Raw genomic sequence first — 20,505 nt, 5'->3', positions numbered from 1 at the left:
TAAAAGAAAATCCTGATTTTAAGTAAAATCAGGATTTTTTCATGGATGCAATTTTTTCTGGGTCTGGTGTGACACGGAGGGTCTTTTGTCCTGTGTAGGTGACAAAGCCAGGTTTTCCACCAGTTGGTTTATTGAGTTTCTTGACTTCAATCATATCTACCTGAACCAGATTTGACAGGCGACCTTGAGAGAAGTAGGCGGCTAGTTCTGCCGCGTCTGTCTTGACTTCATCGGATGGGTCAAGATTTCCTGAGATGACAACGTGGCTTCCAGGAATGTCCTTAGCATGGAACCAAAGTTCTTCCTTGCGGGCCATTTTAAAGGTCAATTCCTCATTTTGCAGGTTATTGCGTCCTACATAGATGATAGTTTTGCCATCGCTTGCTAGATATTGTTCTGGCTTTTTGCGCTTCTGAATTTTTTCTCGCTGTCTTCTGCGGATAAAACCTGTTTGAATCAATTCTTCACGGATTTCAGCGATTTCTTCCAGCCCAGCTTGATTGAGAACAGTTTCCACACTTTCCAGATAGAGAATGGTTGCCTTGGTTTCTTCAATCAGATCAGTCAAGTATTTGACAGCTTCTTTGAGTTTCTGATACCGTTTAAAATAGCGTTGGGCATTCTGGTTGGGAGTCAGAGCTTTATCAAGCGCAATCGTGATAGGTTGGTTGGTGTAGTAGTTTTCTAGGATAACCTGGTCTTGGTCGTTAGGCACTTGGTGAAGGAAGGTTGTCAGCAATTCCCCTTTTTGACGAAATTCTTCAGCATTGTCTGTCGCCAGTAATTCTTTTTCCTGTTTTTTAAGCTTATGACGATTTTTTTGAAGTTCATTTTCAACACGACGAATGAGTTCACTGGCTTGCTGTTTGACGCGGTCGCGCTCAGCCTTATCCTTATAGTAGTTGTCCAACAAATCAGAAAGACTGGCAAAAGGCTCTCCCACCTGATTTGCAAAAGGAACTGGACTGAAGGAAGTCTCAGTCAAGCATGGCTTGGTTTCTTGATGGAAAAAGTTACGGAAAGTAGATAGTTTATCACTAACCAGAATGTTTTCCAATTCATTTGCAGTATCCCGTCCCAGACCTTGAAAGAGGTTTTGAAGGTTCTTAGCTCTCGTTTCCTGAGTTTGTAGGATTTCAAAGAGCTTTTCATCCTTGATCGTGAAAGGATTGAAAGATTCCGTACTTGGCGGAGCGATGTAGGTCGACCCAGGAAGCAAGGTACGGTAGCTATTTTGTGAAAAGCCAACATGTTTGATAACTTCGAGGATTTTATGACTGCTTTTATCGACCAGTAGAATATTACTGTGTTTCCCCATAATTTCGATAATCAAGGTAGCCTGAATATGGTCTCCAATCTCGTTTTTATTAGAAACCGTAATTTCCACAATACGGTCATTTTCCACTTGCTCAATTGATTCAATCAGGGCACCCTGCAAATACTTTCTCAAAACCATGATAAAGGTAGAAGGCTGGGCTGGGTTTTCAAAAGTTGTTTGTGTCAGCTGAATGCGTCCAAAAACTGGATGGGCAGAAAGGAGCAGGCGATGGCTTTGGCGATTGCTGCGGATTTGCAAGACCAACTCTTGTTCAAAAGGTTGATTGATTTTCTGGATGCGACCATTGACCAACTCGCTTCTCAATTCCTCAACCATGTGGTGTAAAAAAAATCCGTCAAATGACATCGTTCTCTCCTTGTGATTGTATTCCATAGTATTATATCAAAAAGGTAGAATAAAATCATGGAAATATGGTATAATAAAGCCAAGTAAAGAGAATCGAGAAGTACATGTATATTGAAATGGTAGATGAAACTGGTCAAGTTTCACAAGAAATCTTGCACCAAACCCAAGAAATTTTGGAATTTGCAGCCCAAAAAATAGGAAAAGAAGACAAGGAGATGGCAGTCACTTTTGTGACCAACGAGCGTAGCCACGAACTCAATCTGGAGTACCGTGATACGGATCGTCCGACAGATGTTATCAGCCTTGAGTATAAGCCAGAGTTGGACATTGCCTTTGATGAAGAAGATCTGCTTGAAAATCCTGAATTGGCAGAGATGATGTCTGAGTTTGATGCTTATATTGGGGAACTGTTCATCTCTATCGATAAAGCGCATGAGCAGGCTGAGGAATACGGTCACACCTTTGAGCGTGAAATGGGCTTCTTGGCAGTACACGGCTTTTTACACATTAACGGCTATGATCACTACACTCCGGAAGAAGAAGCGGAGATGTTCGGTTTACAAGAAGAAATTTTGACAGCCTATGGACTCACAAGACAATAAACGAAAATGGAAAAATCGTGACCTGGTATCCAGTTTAGAATTTGCTCTTACAGGAATTCTGACTGCTTTCAAGGAAGAACGCAATATGCGAAAACATGCAGTGACGGCTCTAGTAGTCATCCTTGCAGGTTTTGTTTTTCAGGTGTCACGCATTGAATGGCTCTTTCTCCTAATGAGCATTTTCTTGGTAGTAGCCTTTGAGATTATTAACTCTGCTATTGAAAATGTGGTGGATTTGGCCAGTCACTATCACTTTTCCATGCTGGCTAAAAATGCCAAGGATATGGCGGCTGGCGCGGTATTAGTGGTCTCTCTTTTCGCAGCCTTAACAGGCGCATTGATTTTTCTCCCACGAATCTGGGATTTATTATTTTAAACAGTAAGAGGAAATTATGACTTTTAAATCAGGTTTTGTAGCCATTTTAGGACGTCCCAACGTTGGGAAGTCAACCTTTTTGAATCACGTCATGGGGCAAAAGATTGCCATTATGAGTGACAAGGCGCAAACAACGCGTAATAAAATCATGGGAATTTACACCACGGATAAGGAGCAAATCGTCTTTATCGATACACCGGGGATTCACAAGCCAAAAACAGCTCTTGGAGATTTCATGGTGGAATCTGCCTATAGTACTCTGCGTGAAGTGGATACTGTTCTATTCATGGTGCCAGCTGATGAGCCACGTGGTAAGGGCGACGACATGATTATCGAGCGTCTGAAAGCTGCCAAGGTTCCTGTGATTCTGGTGGTGAATAAGATTGACAAGGTTCATCCAGACCAGCTTTTGGCTCAGATTGATGACTTCCGTAACCAGATGGACTTCAAGGAAATCGTTCCTATCTCAGCTCTTCAGGGAAATAACGTTTCTCGACTAATCGATATTTTGAGTGAAAATCTAGAGGAAGGTTTCCAGTATTTCCCATCTAATCAAATCACAGACCACCCTGAGCGTTTCTTGGTTTCAGAAATGATTCGTGAGAAAGTCTTGCACCTAACTCGAGAAGAGATTCCACACTCAGTCGCAGTAGTGATCGACTCTATGAAGCGTGATGAAGAGACAGACAAGGTTCATATCCGTGCAACCATCATGGTCGAGCGTGATAGTCAAAAAGGCATTATCATCGGAAAAGGTGGGGCTATGCTCAAGAAAATCGGGACTATGGCCCGTCGTGATATCGAACTCATGCTAGGGGATAAGGTTTTCCTAGAAACTTGGGTCAAGGTCAAGAAAAACTGGCGTGATAGAAAGCTAGATTTGGCTGACTTTGGCTATAATGAAAAAGAATACTAAGTAGAGGTGGGCTCATGCCTGCTTCTTGTTTTTACAGAAGGAGGATTTATGCCTGAATTACCTGAGGTTGAAACGGTTCGTCGTGGCTTAGAAAAATTGATCTTGGGAAAGAAGATTTCTAATATAGAGATTCGTTATCCCAAGATGATTAAGACAGATTTGGAAGAGTTTCAAAAAGAACTAGCTGGTCAAGTAATTGAGTCAATGGGACGCCGTGGAAAATATTTGCTTTTCTACTTGACAGACAAGGTCTTGATTTCTCATCTGCGAATGGAGGGAAAGTATTTTTACTATCCAGACAAAGTTCCAGAACGTAAACACGCCCATGTTTTGATTCATTTTGAGGACGGCGGCACTCTTGTATATGAGGACGTACGCAAGTTTGGTACCATGGAACTCTTGGCGCCTGACCTTTTGGATGCCTACTTTATTTCTAAGAAACTAGGCCCTGAGCCCAAAGATCAGGACTTTGATTTGCAGGTCTTTCAAGCTGCCCTAGCCAAATCTAAAAAACCAATCAAATCCCACCTCCTAGACCAAACCTTGGTAGCTGGTCTTGGCAATATCTATGTGGATGAGGTTCTTTGGCGAGCTCAGATTCATCCAGCTAGACTTTCCCAGACTTTGACAGCAGAAGAAGCGTCAGCTATTCATGACCAGACCATTGCTGTTTTGGGACAGGCAGTCGAAAAGGGCGGTTCCACCATTCGGACCTATACCAATGCCTTTGGGGAAGACGGAACCATGCAGGATTTCCATCAGGTCTATGATAGGACTGGGCAAGCGTGTTCCCGCTGTGGGACAGTCATTGAGAAAATCCAACTAGGAGGACGAGGCACTCACTTTTGTCCAAACTGTCAAAGGAGGGACTGATGGGAAAAATCATCGGAATCACAGGAGGAATTGCTTCTGGTAAGTCAACTGTGACAAATTTCCTAAGAGAGCAAGGTTTTCAAGTGGTGGATGCTGACGCAGTCGTCCACCAACTACAGAAACCGGGTGGTCGTCTTTGTCAGCTCTTAGTTCAGCACTTTGGGCAGGAAATTATCTTAGAAAATGGAGAACTCAATCGCCCTCTCCTAGCTAGTCTCATCTTCTCAAATCCTGAGGAGCGGGAATGGTCTAAACAAACCCAAGGAGAGATTATTCGTGAGGAATTGGCTGCACTGAGAGACCAGTTAGCCCAGACAGAAACGGTTTTTTTCATGGATATTCCCCTGCTTTTTGAACAGGACTACAGTGCTTGGTTTGATGAAACGTGGCTGGTCTATGTGGACCGTGATGTTCAGGTGGAACGTTTCATGAAACGGGATCATCTTTCTAAGGAAGTAGCAGAGTCTCGTTTGGCCGCCCAATGGTCTTTAGAGAAAAAGAAAGATTTGGCCAGTTATGTTCTAGATAACAATGGTAGTCGTGATCAGCTTCTAACTCAGGTGCTTACCCTTCTTGAGGGAGATAAGCAAGATGACAGAGATTAACTGGAAAGATAATCTGCGCATTGCCTGGTTTGGTAATTTTCTGACAGGAGCCAGTATTTCCTTGGTTGTGCCTTTTATGCCTATCTTTGTGGAAAATTTAGGTGTAGGGAGTGATCAAGCTGCTTTTTATGCAGGTTTAGCTATTTCTGTCTCTGCCATTTCTGCGGCACTTTTCTCTCCTATCTGGGGCATCCTTGCTGACAAATACGGTCGAAAACCCATGATGATTCGGGCTGGGATGGCCATGACCATTACTATGGGAGGCTTGGCTTTTGTGCCAAATATTTATTGGTTAATCTTTCTTCGTTTATTAAACGGTGTATTTGCAGGATTTGTTCCCAATGCAACGGCTATGATAGCCAGTCAGGTTCCCAAGGAGAAATCGGGTTCTGCTCTTGGGACTTTGTCCACAGGTGTAGTTGCAGGTACTTTAACTGGTCCCTTTATCGGGGGATTTATTGCAGAATTATTTGGCATTCGTACTGTTTTCTTACTGGTTGGTAGTTTTCTATTCTTAGCTGCTGTTTTAACTATTTGCTTTATTAAGGAAGATTTTCAACCAGTAGCCAAGGAAAAGGCCATCCCAACAAAGGAATTATTTACATCAGTTAAATATCCCTATCTCTTGGTCAACCTCTTTCTGACCAGTTTTGTCATCCAATTTTCAGCCCAATCAATCGGCCCTATCTTAGCTCTGTATGTACGCGACTTAGGCCAGACAGAGAATCTTCTTTTTGTCTCTGCTTTGATTGTGTCCAGTATGGGCTTTTCCAGTATGATGAGTGCAGGAGTCATGGGCAAGTTAGGTGACAAGGTGGGGAATCATCGTCTCTTGGTTGTAGCCCAGTTTTATTCAGTCATCATCTATCTTCTCTGTGCCAATGCTTCTAGCCCCCTTCAACTAGGACTCTATCGTTTCCTCTTTGGCTTGGGAACCGGTGCGCTGATTCCTGGAGTTAATGCCCTTCTCAGCAAGATGACGCCCAAAGCTGGTATTTCGAGGGTCTTTGCCTTCAATCAGGTATTCTTTTATCTGGGAGGTGTCGTTGGGCCTATGGCAGGTTCTGCAGTAGCAGGTCAATTTGGCTACCATGCTGTCTTTTATGCGACAAGTCTTTGTGTTGCCTTTAGTTGTCTCTTTAACCTTCTTCAATTTCGAACATTATTAAAAGTAAAGGAAATCTAGTGCGAGTAAAAATTAATCTCAAATGCTCCTCTTGTGGCAGTATCAATTACCTAACCAGTAAAAATTCAAAAACCCATCCAGACAAGATTGAGGTTTTAAAGTATTGTCCCAAGGAAAGAAAAGTAACCCTACATCTTGAATCTAAGTAGATTTTATGGTAAAATAATAGGGATTTTAAGGAGTTTGATATGTATAACCTATTATTAACCATTTTATTAGTATTATCTGTTGTGATTGTAATTGCGATTTTCATGCAACCAACTAAAAACCAATCCAGCAATGTATTTGATGCCAGCTCAGGTGATTTGTTTGAACGCAGTAAAGCACGCGGTTTCGAAGCTGTAATGCAGCGTTTGACAGGGATTTTAGTCTTTTTCTGGCTAGCCATTGCCTTAGCATTGACGGTATTATCAAGTAGATAAGAAAATAATGGGCAGGACTAGGTCTTTGCCTGTTTTTATTTGTAAAATGAGTATCTTATTTTAACACCAAATAAAAAATCTAGAAAGAAAACATGAAAGAAATTATAAAAGAATATTTACAAGATAAAGGAAAGGTAACTGTCAATGACTTAGCTCAGGCTTTGGGAAAAGACGGATCCAAGGATTTTCGTGAGTTGATTAAAAGCTTGTCCCTAATGGAAAGAAAACACCAGATTCGCTTTGAAGAAGATGGCAGTCTGACCTTGGAAGTTAAGAAAAAACATGAGATTACTCTCAAGGGGATTTTTCATGCCCATAAAAATGGCTTTGGCTTTGTCAGCCTAGAAGGTGAGGAGGACGACCTTTTTGTAGGGAAAAACGATGTCAACTATGCTATTGATGGCGATACTGTTGAGGTTATCATCAAGAAAGTCGCTGATCGTAACAAGGGAACAGCAGCGGAAGCCAAAATTATCGATATCCTAGAACATAGTTTGACAACCGTTGTCGGTCAAATCGTTCTAGATCAGGAGAAGCCTAAGTATGCTGGCTACATTCGTTCGAAAAACCAGAAAATCAGTCAACCGATTTATGTGAAGAAACCAGCCCTTAAACTGGAGGGAACAGAAGTTCTCAAGGTCTTTATCGACAAATACCCGAGCAAGAAACATGATTTCTTTGTTGCTAGTGTTCTCGATGTAGTGGGTCATTCAACAGATGTCGGAATTGATGTTCTTGAGGTCTTGGAATCAATGGATATTGTCTCAGAATTTCCAGAAGCTGTTGTCAAGGAAGCAGAAAGTGTGCCTGATGCTCCGTCTCAAAAGGATATGGAAGGTCGTCTGGATCTAAGAGATGAGATAACTTTTACCATTGACGGTGCAGATGCTAAGGACTTGGACGATGCGGTGCATATCAAGGCCTTGAAAAATGGCAATCTGGAACTCGGAGTTCACATCGCAGATGTTTCCTACTATGTGACCGAGGGTTCTGCTCTTGACAAGGAAGCCCTTAACCGCGCAACTTCTGTCTATGTGACAGACCGTGTGGTCCCAATGCTTCCAGAACGACTGTCAAATGGAATTTGCTCTCTCAATCCTCAAGTTGACCGCCTGACCCAGTCAGCCATTATGGAGATTGATAAACATGGTCGTGTGGTCAATTACACTATCACACAAACGGTTATCAAGACTAGCTTCAGGATGACCTACAGTGATGTCAATGATATCCTAGCTGGAGATAAGGAAAAGAGACAAGAATATCAGAAAATTGTTCCAAGTATCGAACTCATGGCCAAGCTCCATGAAATTTTAGAAAACATGCGTGTGAAACGTGGAGCCCTCAATTTCGATACCAATGAAGCCAAGATTTTAGTGGATAAACAAGGTAAGCCTGTTGATATCGTTCTTCGTCAGCGTGGTGTTGCCGAGCGCATGATTGAATCCTTTATGTTGATGGCCAATGAAACAGTTGCCGAGCATTTTAGCAAGCTGGATTTACCTTTTATTTATCGAATTCACGAGGAGCCCAAGGCTGAAAAGGTTCAGAAGTTTATTGATTATGCTTCGAGTTTTGGCTTGCGGATTTATGGGACTGCCAGTGAGATTAGCCAGGAGGCGCTTCAAGACATCATGCGTACTGTTGAGGGAGAACCTTATGCGGATGTATTGTCCATGATGCTTCTCCGTTCCATGCAGCAGGCTCGCTATTCGGAGCACAATCACGGTCACTATGGTCTAGCGGCTGATTATTACACTCACTTTACTAGTCCGATTCGACGTTATCCAGACCTTCTGGTTCACCGTATGATTAGGGACTATGGTCGTTCTAAGGAAATAGCCGAGCATTTTGAACAAGTGATTCCAGAGATTGCAACCCAGTCTTCCAATCGTGAGCGTCGTGCCATTGAGGCTGAGCGTGAAGTCGAAGCCATGAAAAAGGCTGAGTATATGGAAGAATACGTGGGTGAAGAGTATGATGCGGTTGTATCCAGCATCGTTAAATTTGGTCTCTTTGTTGAATTGCCAAACACGGTTGAAGGCTTGATTCACATCACTAATCTACCTGAATTTTACCATTTCAATGAACGTGATTTGACTCTTCGTGGAGAGAAATCAGGAACAACCTTCCGTGTAGGACAGCAGATTCGCATTCGCGTTGAAAGAGCTGACAAGATGACGGGGGAAATTGATTTCTCTTATATCCCAAGTGAGTTTGATGTGATTGAAAAAGGCTTGAAAGAGTCTAATCGCAGTGACAGAGGGCGTGGTTCAAGTCGACGTTCAGATAAGAGGGAAGACAAGAGAAAATCAGGACGCTCAAATGATAAGCGCAAGCATTCACAAAAAGACAAGAAGAAAAAAGGAAAGAAACCTTTTTACAAGGAAGTAGCTAAGAAAGGAGCCAAGCATGGCAAAGGGCGAGGGAAAGGTCGTCGCACAAAATAAAAAGGCGCACCACGACTATACAATCGTAGATACGCTAGAGGCAGGAATGGTCCTGACTGGGACTGAAATTAAGAGTGTGCGAGCTGCTCGAATCAATCTCAAGGATGGCTTTGCCCAAGTAAAAAATGGGGAAGTCTGGTTGAGCAATGTTCACATCGCTCCTTACGAAGAGGGTAATATCTGGAATCAGGAACCAGAACGTCGCCGCAAACTCCTGCTCCATAAGAAGCAAATCCAAAAATTGGAACAAGAGACTAAAGGAACAGGAATGACGCTGGTTCCTCTTAAGGTCTATATCAAAGATGGCTACGCTAAACTCCTTTTAGGACTTGCTAAAGGGAAACATGACTATGATAAGAGAGAGTCTATCAAACGTCGTGAACAAAACCGCGATATCGCGCGTGTCATGAAAGCTGTCAACCAGCGATAAAAAGAGGAATAAAAATGGAAAAACTAGTTGCCTACAAACGCATGCCACTGTGGAATAAACAACCAATGCCCGAAGCTGTCCAGCAGAAACACAATACCAAGGTCGGGACTTGGGGCAAGATTACTGTTATAAAAGGAGCCCTCAAGTTTATTGAATTGAGTGAAGAAGGAGAAGTTCTAGCTGAACACCTCTTTAAAGCAGGTGCAGACAATCCCATGGCGCAACCGCAAGCCTGGCACCGAGTGGAGGCTGTAACAGATGATGTAGAGTGGTACTTGGAATTTTATTGTAAACCTGAGGATTATTTTCCTAAGAAATACAATACCAATCCTGTTCATTCAGAGGTCCTAGAGGCAATGCAGACAGTAAAACCAGGGAAAGCCTTGGATTTGGGCTGTGGTCAGGGTCGTAATTCTCTCTTTTTAGCCCAACAAGGTTTTGATGTGACAGCTGTAGATCAAAATGAACTGGCCCTTGAAATCTTACAAAGCATTGTGGAACAGGAAGATCTGGACATGCCTGTCGGTCTTTACGATATCAATTCAGCTAGTATTGGGCAAGCGTATGATTTCATCGTATCGACAGTTGTTTTGATGTTTTTGCAAGCAGACCGCATTCCTGTAATTATCAAAAATATGCAGGAAAAAACCACTGTTGGTGGCTACAATCTTATCGTTTGTGCTATGGATACGGAAGATTACCCTTGCTCAGTGAACTTCCCATTTACTTTTAAAGAAGGCGAACTAGCGAACTATTACAAGGACTGGGAATTGGTTAAGTACAATGAAAATCCAGGCCATTTGCACCGTCGCGATGAGAATGGCAATCGTATTCAACTACGCTTTGCGACCATGCTAGCTAAAAAAATTAAATAAACATTGAAGGTTAGGAAATTTCCTGATCTTTTTTCTTTTTTACGAATAATATAGAAAAGGAGGGAAATCATGTTTGTTGCGAGAGATGCTAGGGGAGAGTTAGTAAATGTGTTAGAAGACAAGCTTGAGAAGCAAGAATACACCTGCCCAGCTTGTGGAGGTCAGCTCCGTTTGCGTCAAGGACCAAGTGTCCGAACCCATTTTGCTCATAAATTCTTAAAAGACTGTGATTATTCCTCTGAAAATGAAAGTCCAGAACACCTGGCAAATAAGGAATCCCTTTATCACTGGTTGAAAAAAGAGACAGAGGTTCAATTAGAATACCCGCTTCCAGAACTTAAACAGATTGCAGATGTATTTGTAAATCGTAATCTAGTTCTAGAAGTTCAGTGTAGTCCCTTGCCTCAAAAACTTCTTAAAGAGCGTAGTGAGGGTTATCGTAGTCAGGGTTACCAAGTACTGTGGTTGCTAGGAGAAAAACTTTGGCTCAAGGAGCGTTTGACTCGTCTGCAACAAGGTTTTCTCTATTTTAGTCAAAACATGGGCTTTTATATTTGGGAAGTAGACAAGAAAAAACAGGTTTTAAGGCTTAAATATCTCATCCACCAGGATCTCCGAGGTAAACTCCATTATCAGATTAAGGAATTTCCCTATGGCCAAGATAGTCTACTGGAGATATTACGTCTTCCCTATAAGAAACAAAAAATATATCGTTTTACAGTTTCTCAGGACAAGAACATCTGTCGCTATATCAGACAGCAACTTTATTATCAAAATCCTATTTGGATGAAAGAACAAGCAGAAGCTTATGAAAAGGGAGATAATATCCTGACTTATGGGCTGAAAGAATGGTATCCACAAATTCGACCACTAGTAGGTGAGTTTTGCCAGATTAAGCAAGATTTGACCAGCTATTATCAGTATTTTCAAACCTATTATCAAAAAAATCCTCAAAATGATTGGCAAAAGCTCTATCCACCAGCCTTTTATCATCAATATTTCATGAAAAATATGGTAGAATAGAGAAGATGGAGGAATCTAATGGTATTACAAAGACATGAAATAAATGAAAAAGATACATGGGATCTATCAACGATTTACCCAACTGACCAGGCTTGGGAAGAAGCCTTAAAAGAGTTAACAGAACAATTGGAGACAGTAGCCCAGTATGAAGGCCATCTCTTGGATAGTGCGGATAGCCTACTAGAAATTACTGAATTTTCTCTTGAAATGGAACGCCAGATGGAGAAGCTTTACGTCTATGCTCATATGAAAAATGACCAGGACACCCGTGAAGCTAAGTACCAAGAGTACTATGCCAAGGCCATGACGCTCTACAGCCAGCTAGACCAGGCCTTTTCATTCTATGAGCCTGAATTTATGGAGATTAGTGAAGAGCAGTATGCTGCCTTTTTAGAGGCTCAACCAAAATTGCAGGTTTATCAACACTATTTTGACAAGCTTTTACAAGGCAAGGAACACGTTCTATCACAACGCGAAGAAGAATTATTGGCTGGAGCTGGAGAAATCTTTGGTTCGGCAAGTGAAACCTTCGCTATCTTGGACAATGCGGATATTGTGTTCCCTTATGTCCTCGACGATGATGGTAAGGAAGTTCAACTCTCTCATGGGACTTACACACGTTTGATGGAGTCTAAAAATCGTGAGGTGCGTCGTGGTGCTTATCAAGCACTTTATGCGACTTATGAACAATTCCAACATACCTATGCCAAAACCTTGCAAACCAATGTTAAGGTGCAAAACTATCGTGCCAAAGTTCGCAACTATAAGAGTGCTCGTCATGCAGCCCTAGCAGCGAATTTTGTTCCAGAAAGTGTTTATGATAATTTGGTAGCAGCAGTTCGCAAGCATTTGCCACTCTTGCATCGTTACCTTGAGCTACGTTCAAAGATTTTGGGGATTTCAGACCTCAAGATGTATGATGTCTACACACCGCTTTCGTCTGTCGAATATAGTTTTACCTACCAAGAAGCCTTGAAAAAAGCAGAAGAAGCCCTGGCAGTCTTGGGTGAGGATTACTTGAGTCGTGTTAAACGTGCCTTCAGCGAGCGTTGGATTGATGTTTACGAAAATCAAGGCAAGCGTTCAGGAGCCTACTCTGGTGGTTCTTACGATACCAATGCCTTTATGCTTCTTAACTGGCAGGACAATCTGGACAATCTCTTTACTCTTGTTCATGAAACAGGTCACAGTATGCACTCAAGCTATACTCGCGAAACTCAGCCTTATGTTTACGGAGATTATTCTATCTTCTTGGCTGAGATTGCATCAACTACCAATGAAAATATCTTGACGGAGAAATTATTGGAAGAAGTGGAAGATGACACAACTCGCTTTGCTATTCTCAATAACTTCCTAGATGGTTTCCGTGGAACAGTTTTCCGCCAAACTCAATTTGCTGAGTTTGAACACGCGATTCACCAAGCAGATCAAAATGGTGAAGTCTTGACAAGCGATTTCCTAAATAAACTCTATGCAGACTTGAACCAAGAGTATTATGGTTTGAGTAAGGAAGACAATCCTGAAATCCAATACGAGTGGGCTCGCATTCCACACTTCTACTATAACTACTATGTATACCAATATTCAACAGGCTTTGCGGCCGCCTCAGCCCTGGCTGAAAAGATTGTCCATGGTAGTCAAGAAGATCGTGACCGCTATATTGACTACCTCAAGGCAGGTAAGTCTGACTATCCACTTAATGTCATGAGAAAAGCTGGTGTTGATATGGAGAAGGAAGACTATCTCAACGACGCCTTTGCAGTCTTCGAACGTCGTTTGAATGAGTTTGAAGCCCTTGTTGAAAAATTGGGATTGGCATAAGATGGTTGAATCGTATAGTAAAAATGCCAACCATAACATGCGTCGTCCTGTCGTCAAGGAAGAAATTGTGAACTTGATGCGTCAGCGTCAAAAGCAAGTCACAGGCTCTTTGAAAGAACTGGAAGACTTTGCTCGCAAGGAAAATATTCCCATCATTCCCCATGAAACGGTTGCTTATTTCCGTTTTCTCATGGAAACTATGCAACCAAAAAACATTCTGGAAATTGGGACAGCTATCGGTTTTTCAGCCCTCTTGATGGCAGAACATGCGCCAAACGCCAAGATTACAACCGTTGACCGCAATCCAGAAATGATTGGTTTTGCCAAGGAAAATTTTGCCCAGTTTGACAGTCGCAAGCAAATCACGCTTCTAGAGGGAGATGCGGTAGATATATTATCTACACTGACAGAGTCCTATGATTTCGTCTTTATGGACTCTGCTAAGTCTAAATACATCGTCTTTCTGCCAGAAATCCTCAAACACTTGGAATTTGGTGGTGTGGTTGTCTTGGATGATATCTTCCAAGGTGGTGATGTTGCCAAGGATATTATGGAAGTCCGTCGAGGTCAGCGAACTATTTATCGAGGCCTTCAAAGACTATTTGATGCAACCTTAGACAATCCAGGACTCACTGCAACATTAGTACCTCTGGGGGACGGCATTCTCATGCTTCGTAAAAATGTAGCAGACGTTCAATTGCCTGACAGCGAATGATTTTCAGAATAATTTAAGAAAATATAGTAAAATAGATAGGGTAACACTTATCTCAAAGGAGTAGACATGAAGAAAAAACTATTGGCAGGTGCCATTACACTATTATCAGTAGCAACTTTAGCAGCTTGTTCGAAAGGTTCGGAAGGGGCAGACCTTATCAGCATGAAAGGGGATGTCATCACTGAACATCAATTTTATGAGCAAGTAAAAATCAATCCTTCGGCCCAACAAGTCTTGTTGAACTTGACTATTCAAAAAGTATTTGAAAAGCAATATGGCTCAGAAGTAGATGACAAAGAAATCGATGATATCATTTCTGGAGAAGAAAAACAATATGGTGAGAATTACCAACGTGTCTTATCACAATCAGGTATGACTCTTGAAACACGTAAAGCACAAATTCGTACAAGTAAATTAGTTGAATTTGCAGTTAAAAAGGCTGCAGAAGCTGAATTAACTGATGAAGCGTATAAGAAAGCGTTTGAGAGCTATACTCCGGACGTAACTGCTCAAATTATTCGTCTTGATAATGAGGATAAAGCGAAAGAAGTCCTCGAAAAAGCTAAGGCAAGTGGCGCAGATTTCGCTCAATTAGCTAAAGATAACTCAACTGATGAGAAAACCAAAGCTAACGGTGGTGAAATCACTTTTGATTCAGCTTCAACAGAGGTACCAGATCAAGTTAAGAAAGCAGCTTTTGCCTTGGATGTTAATGGCATTTCTGATGTCATTACAGCTACTGGTACTCAAGCATACAGCAGTCAGTATTACATTGTAAAACTCATTAAGAAAACAGAAAAGTCATCTAATATCGATGACTACAAAGAAAAATTGAAAACTGTTATCTTGACTCAAAAACAAAATGATGCATCATTTGTTCAAAGTATTGTCGGAAAAGAATTGCAAGCAGCCAATATCAAGGTTAAAGACCAAGCCTTCCAAAATATCTTTACCCAATATATCGGTGGTGGCGATTCAAGCTCAAGTAGTTCTTCAAAAGAATAAAACAAAAAAGAGCCCAGTGCTCTTTTTCTTATGAGAAAATCTATTATCTTAAGGGTAAGAGTTTTTTTCTTTCGGAAAAAATGGTATAATAGCAATCAAAACTAGAAAATAAACGGAATTTGGGAATAATTTCTTTTGTTCTCATTAGATTGGTGATACTATGAAGATTAGTAAGAGGCACCTGTTAAACTATTCTATTCTAGTTCCTTACTTACTTTTATCTATTTTGGGCTTGATTGTAGTTTATTCTACAACCAGTGCCATTCTTATCGAAGAAGGTAAAAGCGCCCTCCAATTGGTTCGAAGTCAGGGAATGTTTTGGATACTTAGTTTAATATTGATTGCCTTGATATATAAGCTGAAACTGAATTTTTTAAGAAAAGAACGACTCTTATTTATTGTTATGTTTGTTGAGCTGATTCTTTTGGCTCTGGCTCGCTTAATTGGTACGCCAGTCAATGGAGCCTATGGTTGGATTTCAGTAGGACCTTTGACCATTCAGCCTGCGGAGTATTTGAAGATTATCATCGTCTGGTACTTGGCCCAACGTTTTTCAAAACAACAGGATGAAATTGGGATTTACGATTTTCAAGTTTTAACTCAAAATCAATGGATTCCTCGTGCTTTTAATGATTGGCGCTTCGTCCTACTAGTAATGATAGGAAGTTTAGCTATTTTCCCAGATTTGGGGAATGCTACCATCCTAGTTCTTGTCGCCTTGATTATGTATACAGTTAGTGGAATTGCTCATCGTTGGTTTATAGTCTTTATCGGTGTATTATTTGGAGTTTCAGCCCTATCCTTATCAGCTATCTCTATGATCGGGGTTGATAAGTTTTCAAAAGTTCCAGTATTTGGTTACGTTGCTAAGCGTTTCAGTGCCTACTTTAATCCCTTTGCCGATTTGGCAGGGTCAGGCCACCAACTTGCAAATTCCTACTTTGCCATGGTAAATGGTGGGTGGTTTGGTCTAGGCTTAGGAAATTCAATAGAAAAACGTGGTTATTTACCAGAGGCACATACAGACTTTGTATTTTCAATTGTTATTGAAGAGTTTGGATTTGTGGGAGCCAGCTTGATTTTAGCACTTGTCTTTTTCCTGATTTTACGAATTATCCTAGTCGGTATTCGTGCTAAGAATCCCTTTAATTCTATGATGGCGATTGGGGTTGGGGGGATGATGCTGGTACAGGTATTTGTCAATATCGGTGGAATTTCTGGCATTATTCCTTCGACAGGAGTAACCTTCCCCTTCTTATCACAAGGAGGGAACAGTCTCCTAGTCTTGTCTGTAGCCATCGCCTTTGTCTTAAATATTGATGCAAGTGAAAAACGTGCCCAATTATATGAGGAGTTAGAAGCTCACTCATCAAACTATATGTAGAGCTGAGAGTGGAAAGGATTACCTATGTCTCTTCAAAAATTAGAAAACTATAGTAATAAAGCTGTCGTGCAAGAAGAAGTATTGATTTTAACAGAATTGTTAGAAGATATCACTAAAAATATGCTTGCCCCAGAGACTTTTGAAAAAATCATGCAGTTGAAGGAATTGTCAACTCAAGAAGATTATCAAGGTTTGAACCAATTAGTTACTAGTCTGACAAATGATGAAATGGCTTATATTTCACGCTATTTCTCTATCTTGCCTCTTTTGATTAATATTTCTGAAGACGTGGATTTAGCCTATGAAATCAACCATCAAAATAATATCGATCAAGATTATCTTGGTAAATTATCAGCAACGATCAAAATGGTTGCAGAAAAAGAAAATGCGGTTGAAATTCTAGAACACTTGAATGTTGTCCCTGTTTTGACAGCCCATCCAACACAAGTGCAACGTAAGAGTATGTTGGATTTGACTAACCATATCCATACCCTCTTGCGTAAGTACCGTGATGTGAAATTAGGCTTGATTAATAAGGAAAAATGGCATAATGATCTCCGTCGTTACATTGAGATTATCATGCAGACAGATATGATTCGTGAAAAGAAATTGAAAGTAACCAATGAAATCACGAATGTAATGGAATACTACAATAGTTCATTCCTGAAGGCAGTTCCTCATTTGACTGCTGAGTACAAGCGTCTGGCTAAAAAACACGGCTTGGACTTGAAACATCCTAAACCAATTACCATGGGTATGTGGATTGGTGGAGACCGTGATGGTAATCCTTTTGTTACAGCAGATACCTTAAAACAATCTGCTATGACCCAGTGTGAAGTCATCATGAACTACTATGATGAAAAGATTTACCAACTTTATCGTGAATTCTCCCTCTCAACCAGTATTGTCAATGTGAGCAAGCAAGTCAGAGAAATGGCTCGTCAATCCAAGGATAACTCGATCTATCGTGAAAAAGAGCTTTACCGCCGTGCCTTATTTGATATTCAATCAAAAATCCAAGCAACAAAAACTTATCTGATTGAAGATAAGGAAGTTGGAGCTCGCTATGAAACTGCTAATGATTTTTATAAGGATTTAATTACCATTCGTGATTCCCTCATGGAAAATAAGGGTGAAGCACTGATTTCTGGTGATTTTGTTGAATTGATTCAGGCAGTTGAAATTTTTGGTTTCTATTTGGCATCTATTGACATGCGTCAAGATTCTAGTGTTCACGAAGCCTGTGTAGCTGAACTCTTGAAATCAGCGGGTATTCATTCTCATTATAGCGAACTAAGTGAAGAAGAAAAATGCCAGCTTCTCTTGAAAGAATTAGAGGAAGATCCACGTATTCTTTCTGCCACTCACGTTGAAAAATCAGAGTTACTTGAAAAAGAATTAGCAATCTTTAAGGCCGCTCGTAAGTTGAAAGATAAGTTGGGAGATGATGTCATTCGTCAGACCATCATTTCACATGCAACCAGCGTATCAGACATGCTGGAATTGGCTATCTTGCTAAAAGAAGTAGGGCTAGTTGATAAAGAAAGAGCTCGTGTCCAAATCGTTCCTCTCTTTGAAACAATCGAGGACTTGGATCACTCAGAAGAAACCATGAGAGAGTACCTTTCACTTCCTCTTGCTAAGAAATGGATTGCTTCACGTAATAACTACCAAGAAATCATGCTTGGTTACTCTGATAGTAATAAAGATGGTGGTTACCTTTCATCATGTTGGACCCTCTACAAGGCTCAACAACAATTGACTGCTATTGGAGATGAATTTGGCGTTAAGGTTACCTTCTTCCACGGCCGTGGTGGTACTGTCGGTCGTGGTGGTGGACCAACCTATGAGGCCATCACCTCTCAACCGCTCAAGTCTATTAAGGATCGTATCCGCTTGACGGAGCAGGGTGAAGTAATTGGAAATAAATACGGTAATAAAGACGCAGCCTACTATAACCTTGAAATGCTAGTATCTGCAGCCATTAACCGTATGATTACTCAGAAGAAGAGCGATACCAATACATCCAATCGTTATGAAGCTATTATGGACCAAGTGGTGGACCGTAGTTACGATATCTACCGTGATTTGGTCTTTGGCAATGACCATTTCTATGATTATTTCTTCGAGTCAAGTCCAATCAAGGCTATTTCAAGCTTTAACATTGGTTCTCGTCCAGCCGCTCGTAAGACTATTACTGAAATCGGTGGTTTGCGAGCTATTCCTTGGGTATTCTCATGGTCGCAAAGTCGCGTCATGTTCCCTGGCTGGTATGGGGTTGGTTCAAGCTTCAAGGAATTTATCGATAAAAATCCAGAGAATATCGCTATCTTACGAGACATGTACCAAAACTGGCCTTTCTTCCAATCGCTTCTTTCAAATGTCGACATGGTCTTGTCAAAATCAAATATGAACATTGCTTTTGAATATGCCAAACTGTGTGAGGATGAAGAAGTCAAAGCAATCTATGAGACTATTCTAAATGAATGGCAAGTTACCAAGGAAGTCATCTTAGCTATTGAAGGTTACGATGAACTCTTGGCTGAAAATCCATATCTAAAAGCAAGTTTGGATTACCGTATGCCTTACTTTAATATCCTCAACTATATCCAGTTGGAGTTGATTAAACGTCAACGCCGAGGAGAATTATCAAGCGATCAAGAAAAATTAATCCATACAACCATCAACGGAATTGCAACAGGATTGCGTAATTCAGGCTGATGCCTATCAAACTTCCTCTTTTCTATAGGGGAAGTTTTTGAATCTTTCAAAAAAATGCTAAAAGAGTCTTGACAAGTAGTTGAAAAATGATATAATTTAACCATTCAGAAAAGTAATCATAATAAACTTTTTAGAGAGTCTGTGGTAGCTGAAAACAGATAAGTGTGATGATGAAAATTGGGCTGAATGGTATTTAGAATTTGAAATCATAAAAATTCGGTGAGCACACCTTACAGTGCATCTCGTTATTGCGAGACAGAGCGATAGGGAAATTCCCTATAATTGAGGTGGTACCGCGCATCGACGTCCTCACACAAGTTTTTTGTGTGAGGACTTTTTTGATGGAGGTTAGTATGGAAAGAAAACGATGGCGTAGCTTGTTGAGATAAGTGAAGTATTTTAAAGGAATAAAAGGAGAAATAGAATGAAAAATAAACGTTTAATTGGAATTATCGCTGCATTAGCAGTCTTAGTAGCAGGAAGCTTGATTTACTCTTCAATGAATAAACCAGAAGCTAAAAATGAAAAGAAAGTTGCCAAAGTTGGTGTCCTTCAATTTGTGAGCCATCCATCTCTTGATTTGATTTATAAAGGGATTCAAGATGGACTGGCAGAAGAAGGCTATAAAGATGATCAGTTGAAAATTGACTTTATGAACTCAGAAGGTGACCAAAGTAAGGTTGCAACAATGAGCAAACAGTTGGTTGCAAATGGGAATGACCTTGTGGTTGGTATTGCAACACCAGCTGCTCAAGGCTTGGCTAGTGCCACAAAAGACCTACCGGTTATCATGGCCGCTATTACAGACCCAATCGGAGCTAACTTGGTCAAAGATTTGAAAAAACCAGGTGGCAACATTACAGGGGTATCTGACCACAACCCAGCTCAACAACAAGTTGAACTCATCAAAGCTTTGACACCAAATGTGAAAACAATCGGAGCCCTTTACTCAAGCAGCGAAGACAATTCAAAAACACAGGTAGAAGAATTTAAGGCTTATGCTGAAAAAGCAGGTTTGACAGTCGAAACATTTGCTGTTCCTTCAACAAATGAAATTGCTTCAACAGTTAACGTTATGACTAGCAAGGTTGATGCTATCTGGGTTCCAATCGATAACACAATCGCATCTGCATTTTCAACAGTTATTTCAAGCAATCAATCAGCTAAAAAACCAATCTATCCAAGCGCAACTGCCATGGTAGAAGCTGGTGGTTTGGCATCAGTTGTAGTTGACCAACATGACCTTGGTGTGGCAACAGGTAAAATGATTGCGCAAGTCTTGAAAGGTGCAAAACCAGCTGATACTCCAGTTAATGTCTTTTCAACTGGTAAGTCAGTGATTAACAAAAAATTGGCACAAGAATTAGGTATTACGATTCCTGAATCTGTTCTAAAAGAAGCAGGACAAGTGATTGAATAA

19 protein-coding genes and 1 other annotated feature are annotated in these 20,505 nt (G+C 40.9%); of the genes, 18 read left to right on the top strand and 1 reads right to left on the bottom strand.

Annotated elements, in window-relative coordinates; all coding sequences use genetic code 11:
- Nucleotides 1–28: 28 nt before the first annotated feature.
- The gene (pavA, locus tag N8M95_RS01925) at nucleotides 29–1,684 is read right to left on the bottom strand and encodes an Rqc2 family fibronectin-binding protein PavA (RefSeq protein WP_261116495.1); all 1,656 of its coding nucleotides are present in this window, start codon (nucleotides 1,682–1,684) and stop codon (nucleotides 29–31) included.
- Between the two features lie 104 nt (nucleotides 1,685–1,788).
- Between pavA and ybeY the strand changes: the two genes are divergently transcribed.
- The 18 genes from ybeY to trpX all read left to right on the top strand — a co-directional run bounded on the left by ybeY (nucleotide 1,789) and on the right by trpX (nucleotide 20,505).
- Entirely contained in the window at nucleotides 1,789–2,286 is a 498-nt protein-coding gene (gene ybeY, locus N8M95_RS01920; RefSeq protein ID WP_125388718.1) for an rRNA maturation RNase YbeY, read from the top strand.
- The gene (locus N8M95_RS01915) at nucleotides 2,267–2,662 is read left to right on the top strand and encodes a diacylglycerol kinase family protein (protein WP_261116494.1); all 396 of its coding nucleotides are present in this window, start codon (nucleotides 2,267–2,269) and stop codon (nucleotides 2,660–2,662) included. Before ybeY ends, N8M95_RS01915 begins: the two co-directional genes overlap by 20 nt.
- 16 nt (nucleotides 2,663–2,678) lie before the next feature.
- On the top strand, nucleotides 2,679–3,578 hold the full coding sequence (gene era / locus N8M95_RS01910) for a GTPase Era (RefSeq protein ID WP_261116493.1): 900 nt from the start codon (nucleotides 2,679–2,681) through the stop codon (nucleotides 3,576–3,578).
- A gap of 48 nt (nucleotides 3,579–3,626) precedes the next feature.
- Nucleotides 3,627–4,451 (top strand): DNA-formamidopyrimidine glycosylase, encoded by an 825-nt coding sequence (mutM, locus tag N8M95_RS01905; protein WP_200371534.1) that lies wholly within the window; start codon nucleotides 3,627–3,629, stop codon nucleotides 4,449–4,451.
- On the top strand, nucleotides 4,451–5,056 hold the full coding sequence (gene coaE, locus N8M95_RS01900) for a dephospho-CoA kinase (RefSeq protein WP_261116492.1): 606 nt from the start codon (nucleotides 4,451–4,453) through the stop codon (nucleotides 5,054–5,056). Before mutM ends, coaE begins: the two co-directional genes overlap by 1 nt.
- The gene (locus N8M95_RS01895; protein WP_020901790.1) at nucleotides 5,043–6,242 is read left to right on the top strand and encodes a multidrug efflux MFS transporter PmrA; all 1,200 of its coding nucleotides are present in this window, start codon (nucleotides 5,043–5,045) and stop codon (nucleotides 6,240–6,242) included. Before coaE ends, N8M95_RS01895 begins: the two co-directional genes overlap by 14 nt.
- Nucleotides 6,242–6,391, top strand: coding sequence for a 50S ribosomal protein L33 (gene rpmG, locus N8M95_RS01890; protein ID WP_001809104.1), 150 nt, complete (start codon nucleotides 6,242–6,244; stop codon nucleotides 6,389–6,391). The genes N8M95_RS01895 and rpmG overlap by 1 nt, the downstream gene beginning before the upstream one ends.
- Nucleotides 6,392–6,430: 39 nt before the next feature.
- Entirely contained in the window at nucleotides 6,431–6,664 is a 234-nt protein-coding gene (gene secG / locus N8M95_RS01885; protein WP_000282517.1) for a preprotein translocase subunit SecG, read from the top strand.
- Between the two features lie 92 nt (nucleotides 6,665–6,756).
- Nucleotides 6,757–9,111, top strand: coding sequence for a ribonuclease R (rnr, locus tag N8M95_RS01880; RefSeq protein ID WP_261116491.1), 2,355 nt, complete (start codon nucleotides 6,757–6,759; stop codon nucleotides 9,109–9,111).
- Nucleotides 9,074–9,541: an SsrA-binding protein SmpB gene (gene smpB / locus N8M95_RS01875; protein WP_001051742.1), complete on the top strand. Its 468-nt coding sequence runs from the start codon at nucleotides 9,074–9,076 to the stop codon at nucleotides 9,539–9,541. Before rnr ends, smpB begins: the two co-directional genes overlap by 38 nt.
- A gap of 14 nt (nucleotides 9,542–9,555) precedes the next feature.
- Complete coding sequence (gene tehB, locus N8M95_RS01870) at nucleotides 9,556–10,416, top strand: SAM-dependent methyltransferase TehB (protein WP_261116490.1); 861 nt, start codon at nucleotides 9,556–9,558, stop codon at nucleotides 10,414–10,416.
- A gap of 69 nt (nucleotides 10,417–10,485) precedes the next feature.
- A complete protein-coding gene (locus tag N8M95_RS01865) occupies nucleotides 10,486–11,439 on the top strand; it encodes a competence protein CoiA (protein ID WP_261116489.1) in 954 nt (317 codons plus the stop codon).
- A gap of 18 nt (nucleotides 11,440–11,457) precedes the next feature.
- Nucleotides 11,458–13,260 carry an oligoendopeptidase F gene (gene pepF, locus N8M95_RS01860; RefSeq protein WP_261116488.1) on the top strand — a complete coding sequence of 601 codons (1,803 nt, stop codon included), beginning with the start codon at nucleotides 11,458–11,460 and terminating at the stop codon, nucleotides 13,258–13,260.
- A 1-nt stretch (nucleotide 13,261) separates the two neighbouring features.
- Nucleotides 13,262–13,975: an O-methyltransferase gene (locus N8M95_RS01855; protein WP_031237631.1), complete on the top strand. Its 714-nt coding sequence runs from the start codon at nucleotides 13,262–13,264 to the stop codon at nucleotides 13,973–13,975.
- A gap of 66 nt (nucleotides 13,976–14,041) precedes the next feature.
- Nucleotides 14,042–14,980 carry a peptidylprolyl isomerase PrsA gene (gene prsA / locus N8M95_RS01850; protein ID WP_020901794.1) on the top strand — a complete coding sequence of 313 codons (939 nt, stop codon included), beginning with the start codon at nucleotides 14,042–14,044 and terminating at the stop codon, nucleotides 14,978–14,980.
- A 160-nt stretch (nucleotides 14,981–15,140) separates the two neighbouring features.
- Complete coding sequence (gene ftsW / locus N8M95_RS01845) at nucleotides 15,141–16,364, top strand: cell division peptidoglycan polymerase FtsW (RefSeq protein ID WP_203180642.1); 1,224 nt, start codon at nucleotides 15,141–15,143, stop codon at nucleotides 16,362–16,364.
- 24 nt (nucleotides 16,365–16,388) lie between these two features.
- Nucleotides 16,389–19,085 (top strand): phosphoenolpyruvate carboxylase, encoded by a 2,697-nt coding sequence (ppc, locus tag N8M95_RS01840; protein ID WP_261116487.1) that lies wholly within the window; start codon nucleotides 16,389–16,391, stop codon nucleotides 19,083–19,085.
- Nucleotides 19,086–19,181: 96 nt separating this feature from the next.
- Nucleotides 19,182–19,399 (top strand) — a binding site (T-box leader).
- 110 nt (nucleotides 19,400–19,509) lie between these two features.
- The gene (gene trpX, locus N8M95_RS01835) at nucleotides 19,510–20,505 is read left to right on the top strand and encodes a tryptophan ABC transporter substrate-binding protein (RefSeq protein WP_153198852.1); all 996 of its coding nucleotides are present in this window, start codon (nucleotides 19,510–19,512) and stop codon (nucleotides 20,503–20,505) included.

Source organism: Streptococcus mitis, assembly GCF_946190325.1.
GTDB lineage: Bacteria > Bacillota > Bacilli > Lactobacillales > Streptococcaceae > Streptococcus > Streptococcus mitis_CF.
This window is presented reverse-complemented; position numbering and strand designations above follow the sequence as displayed.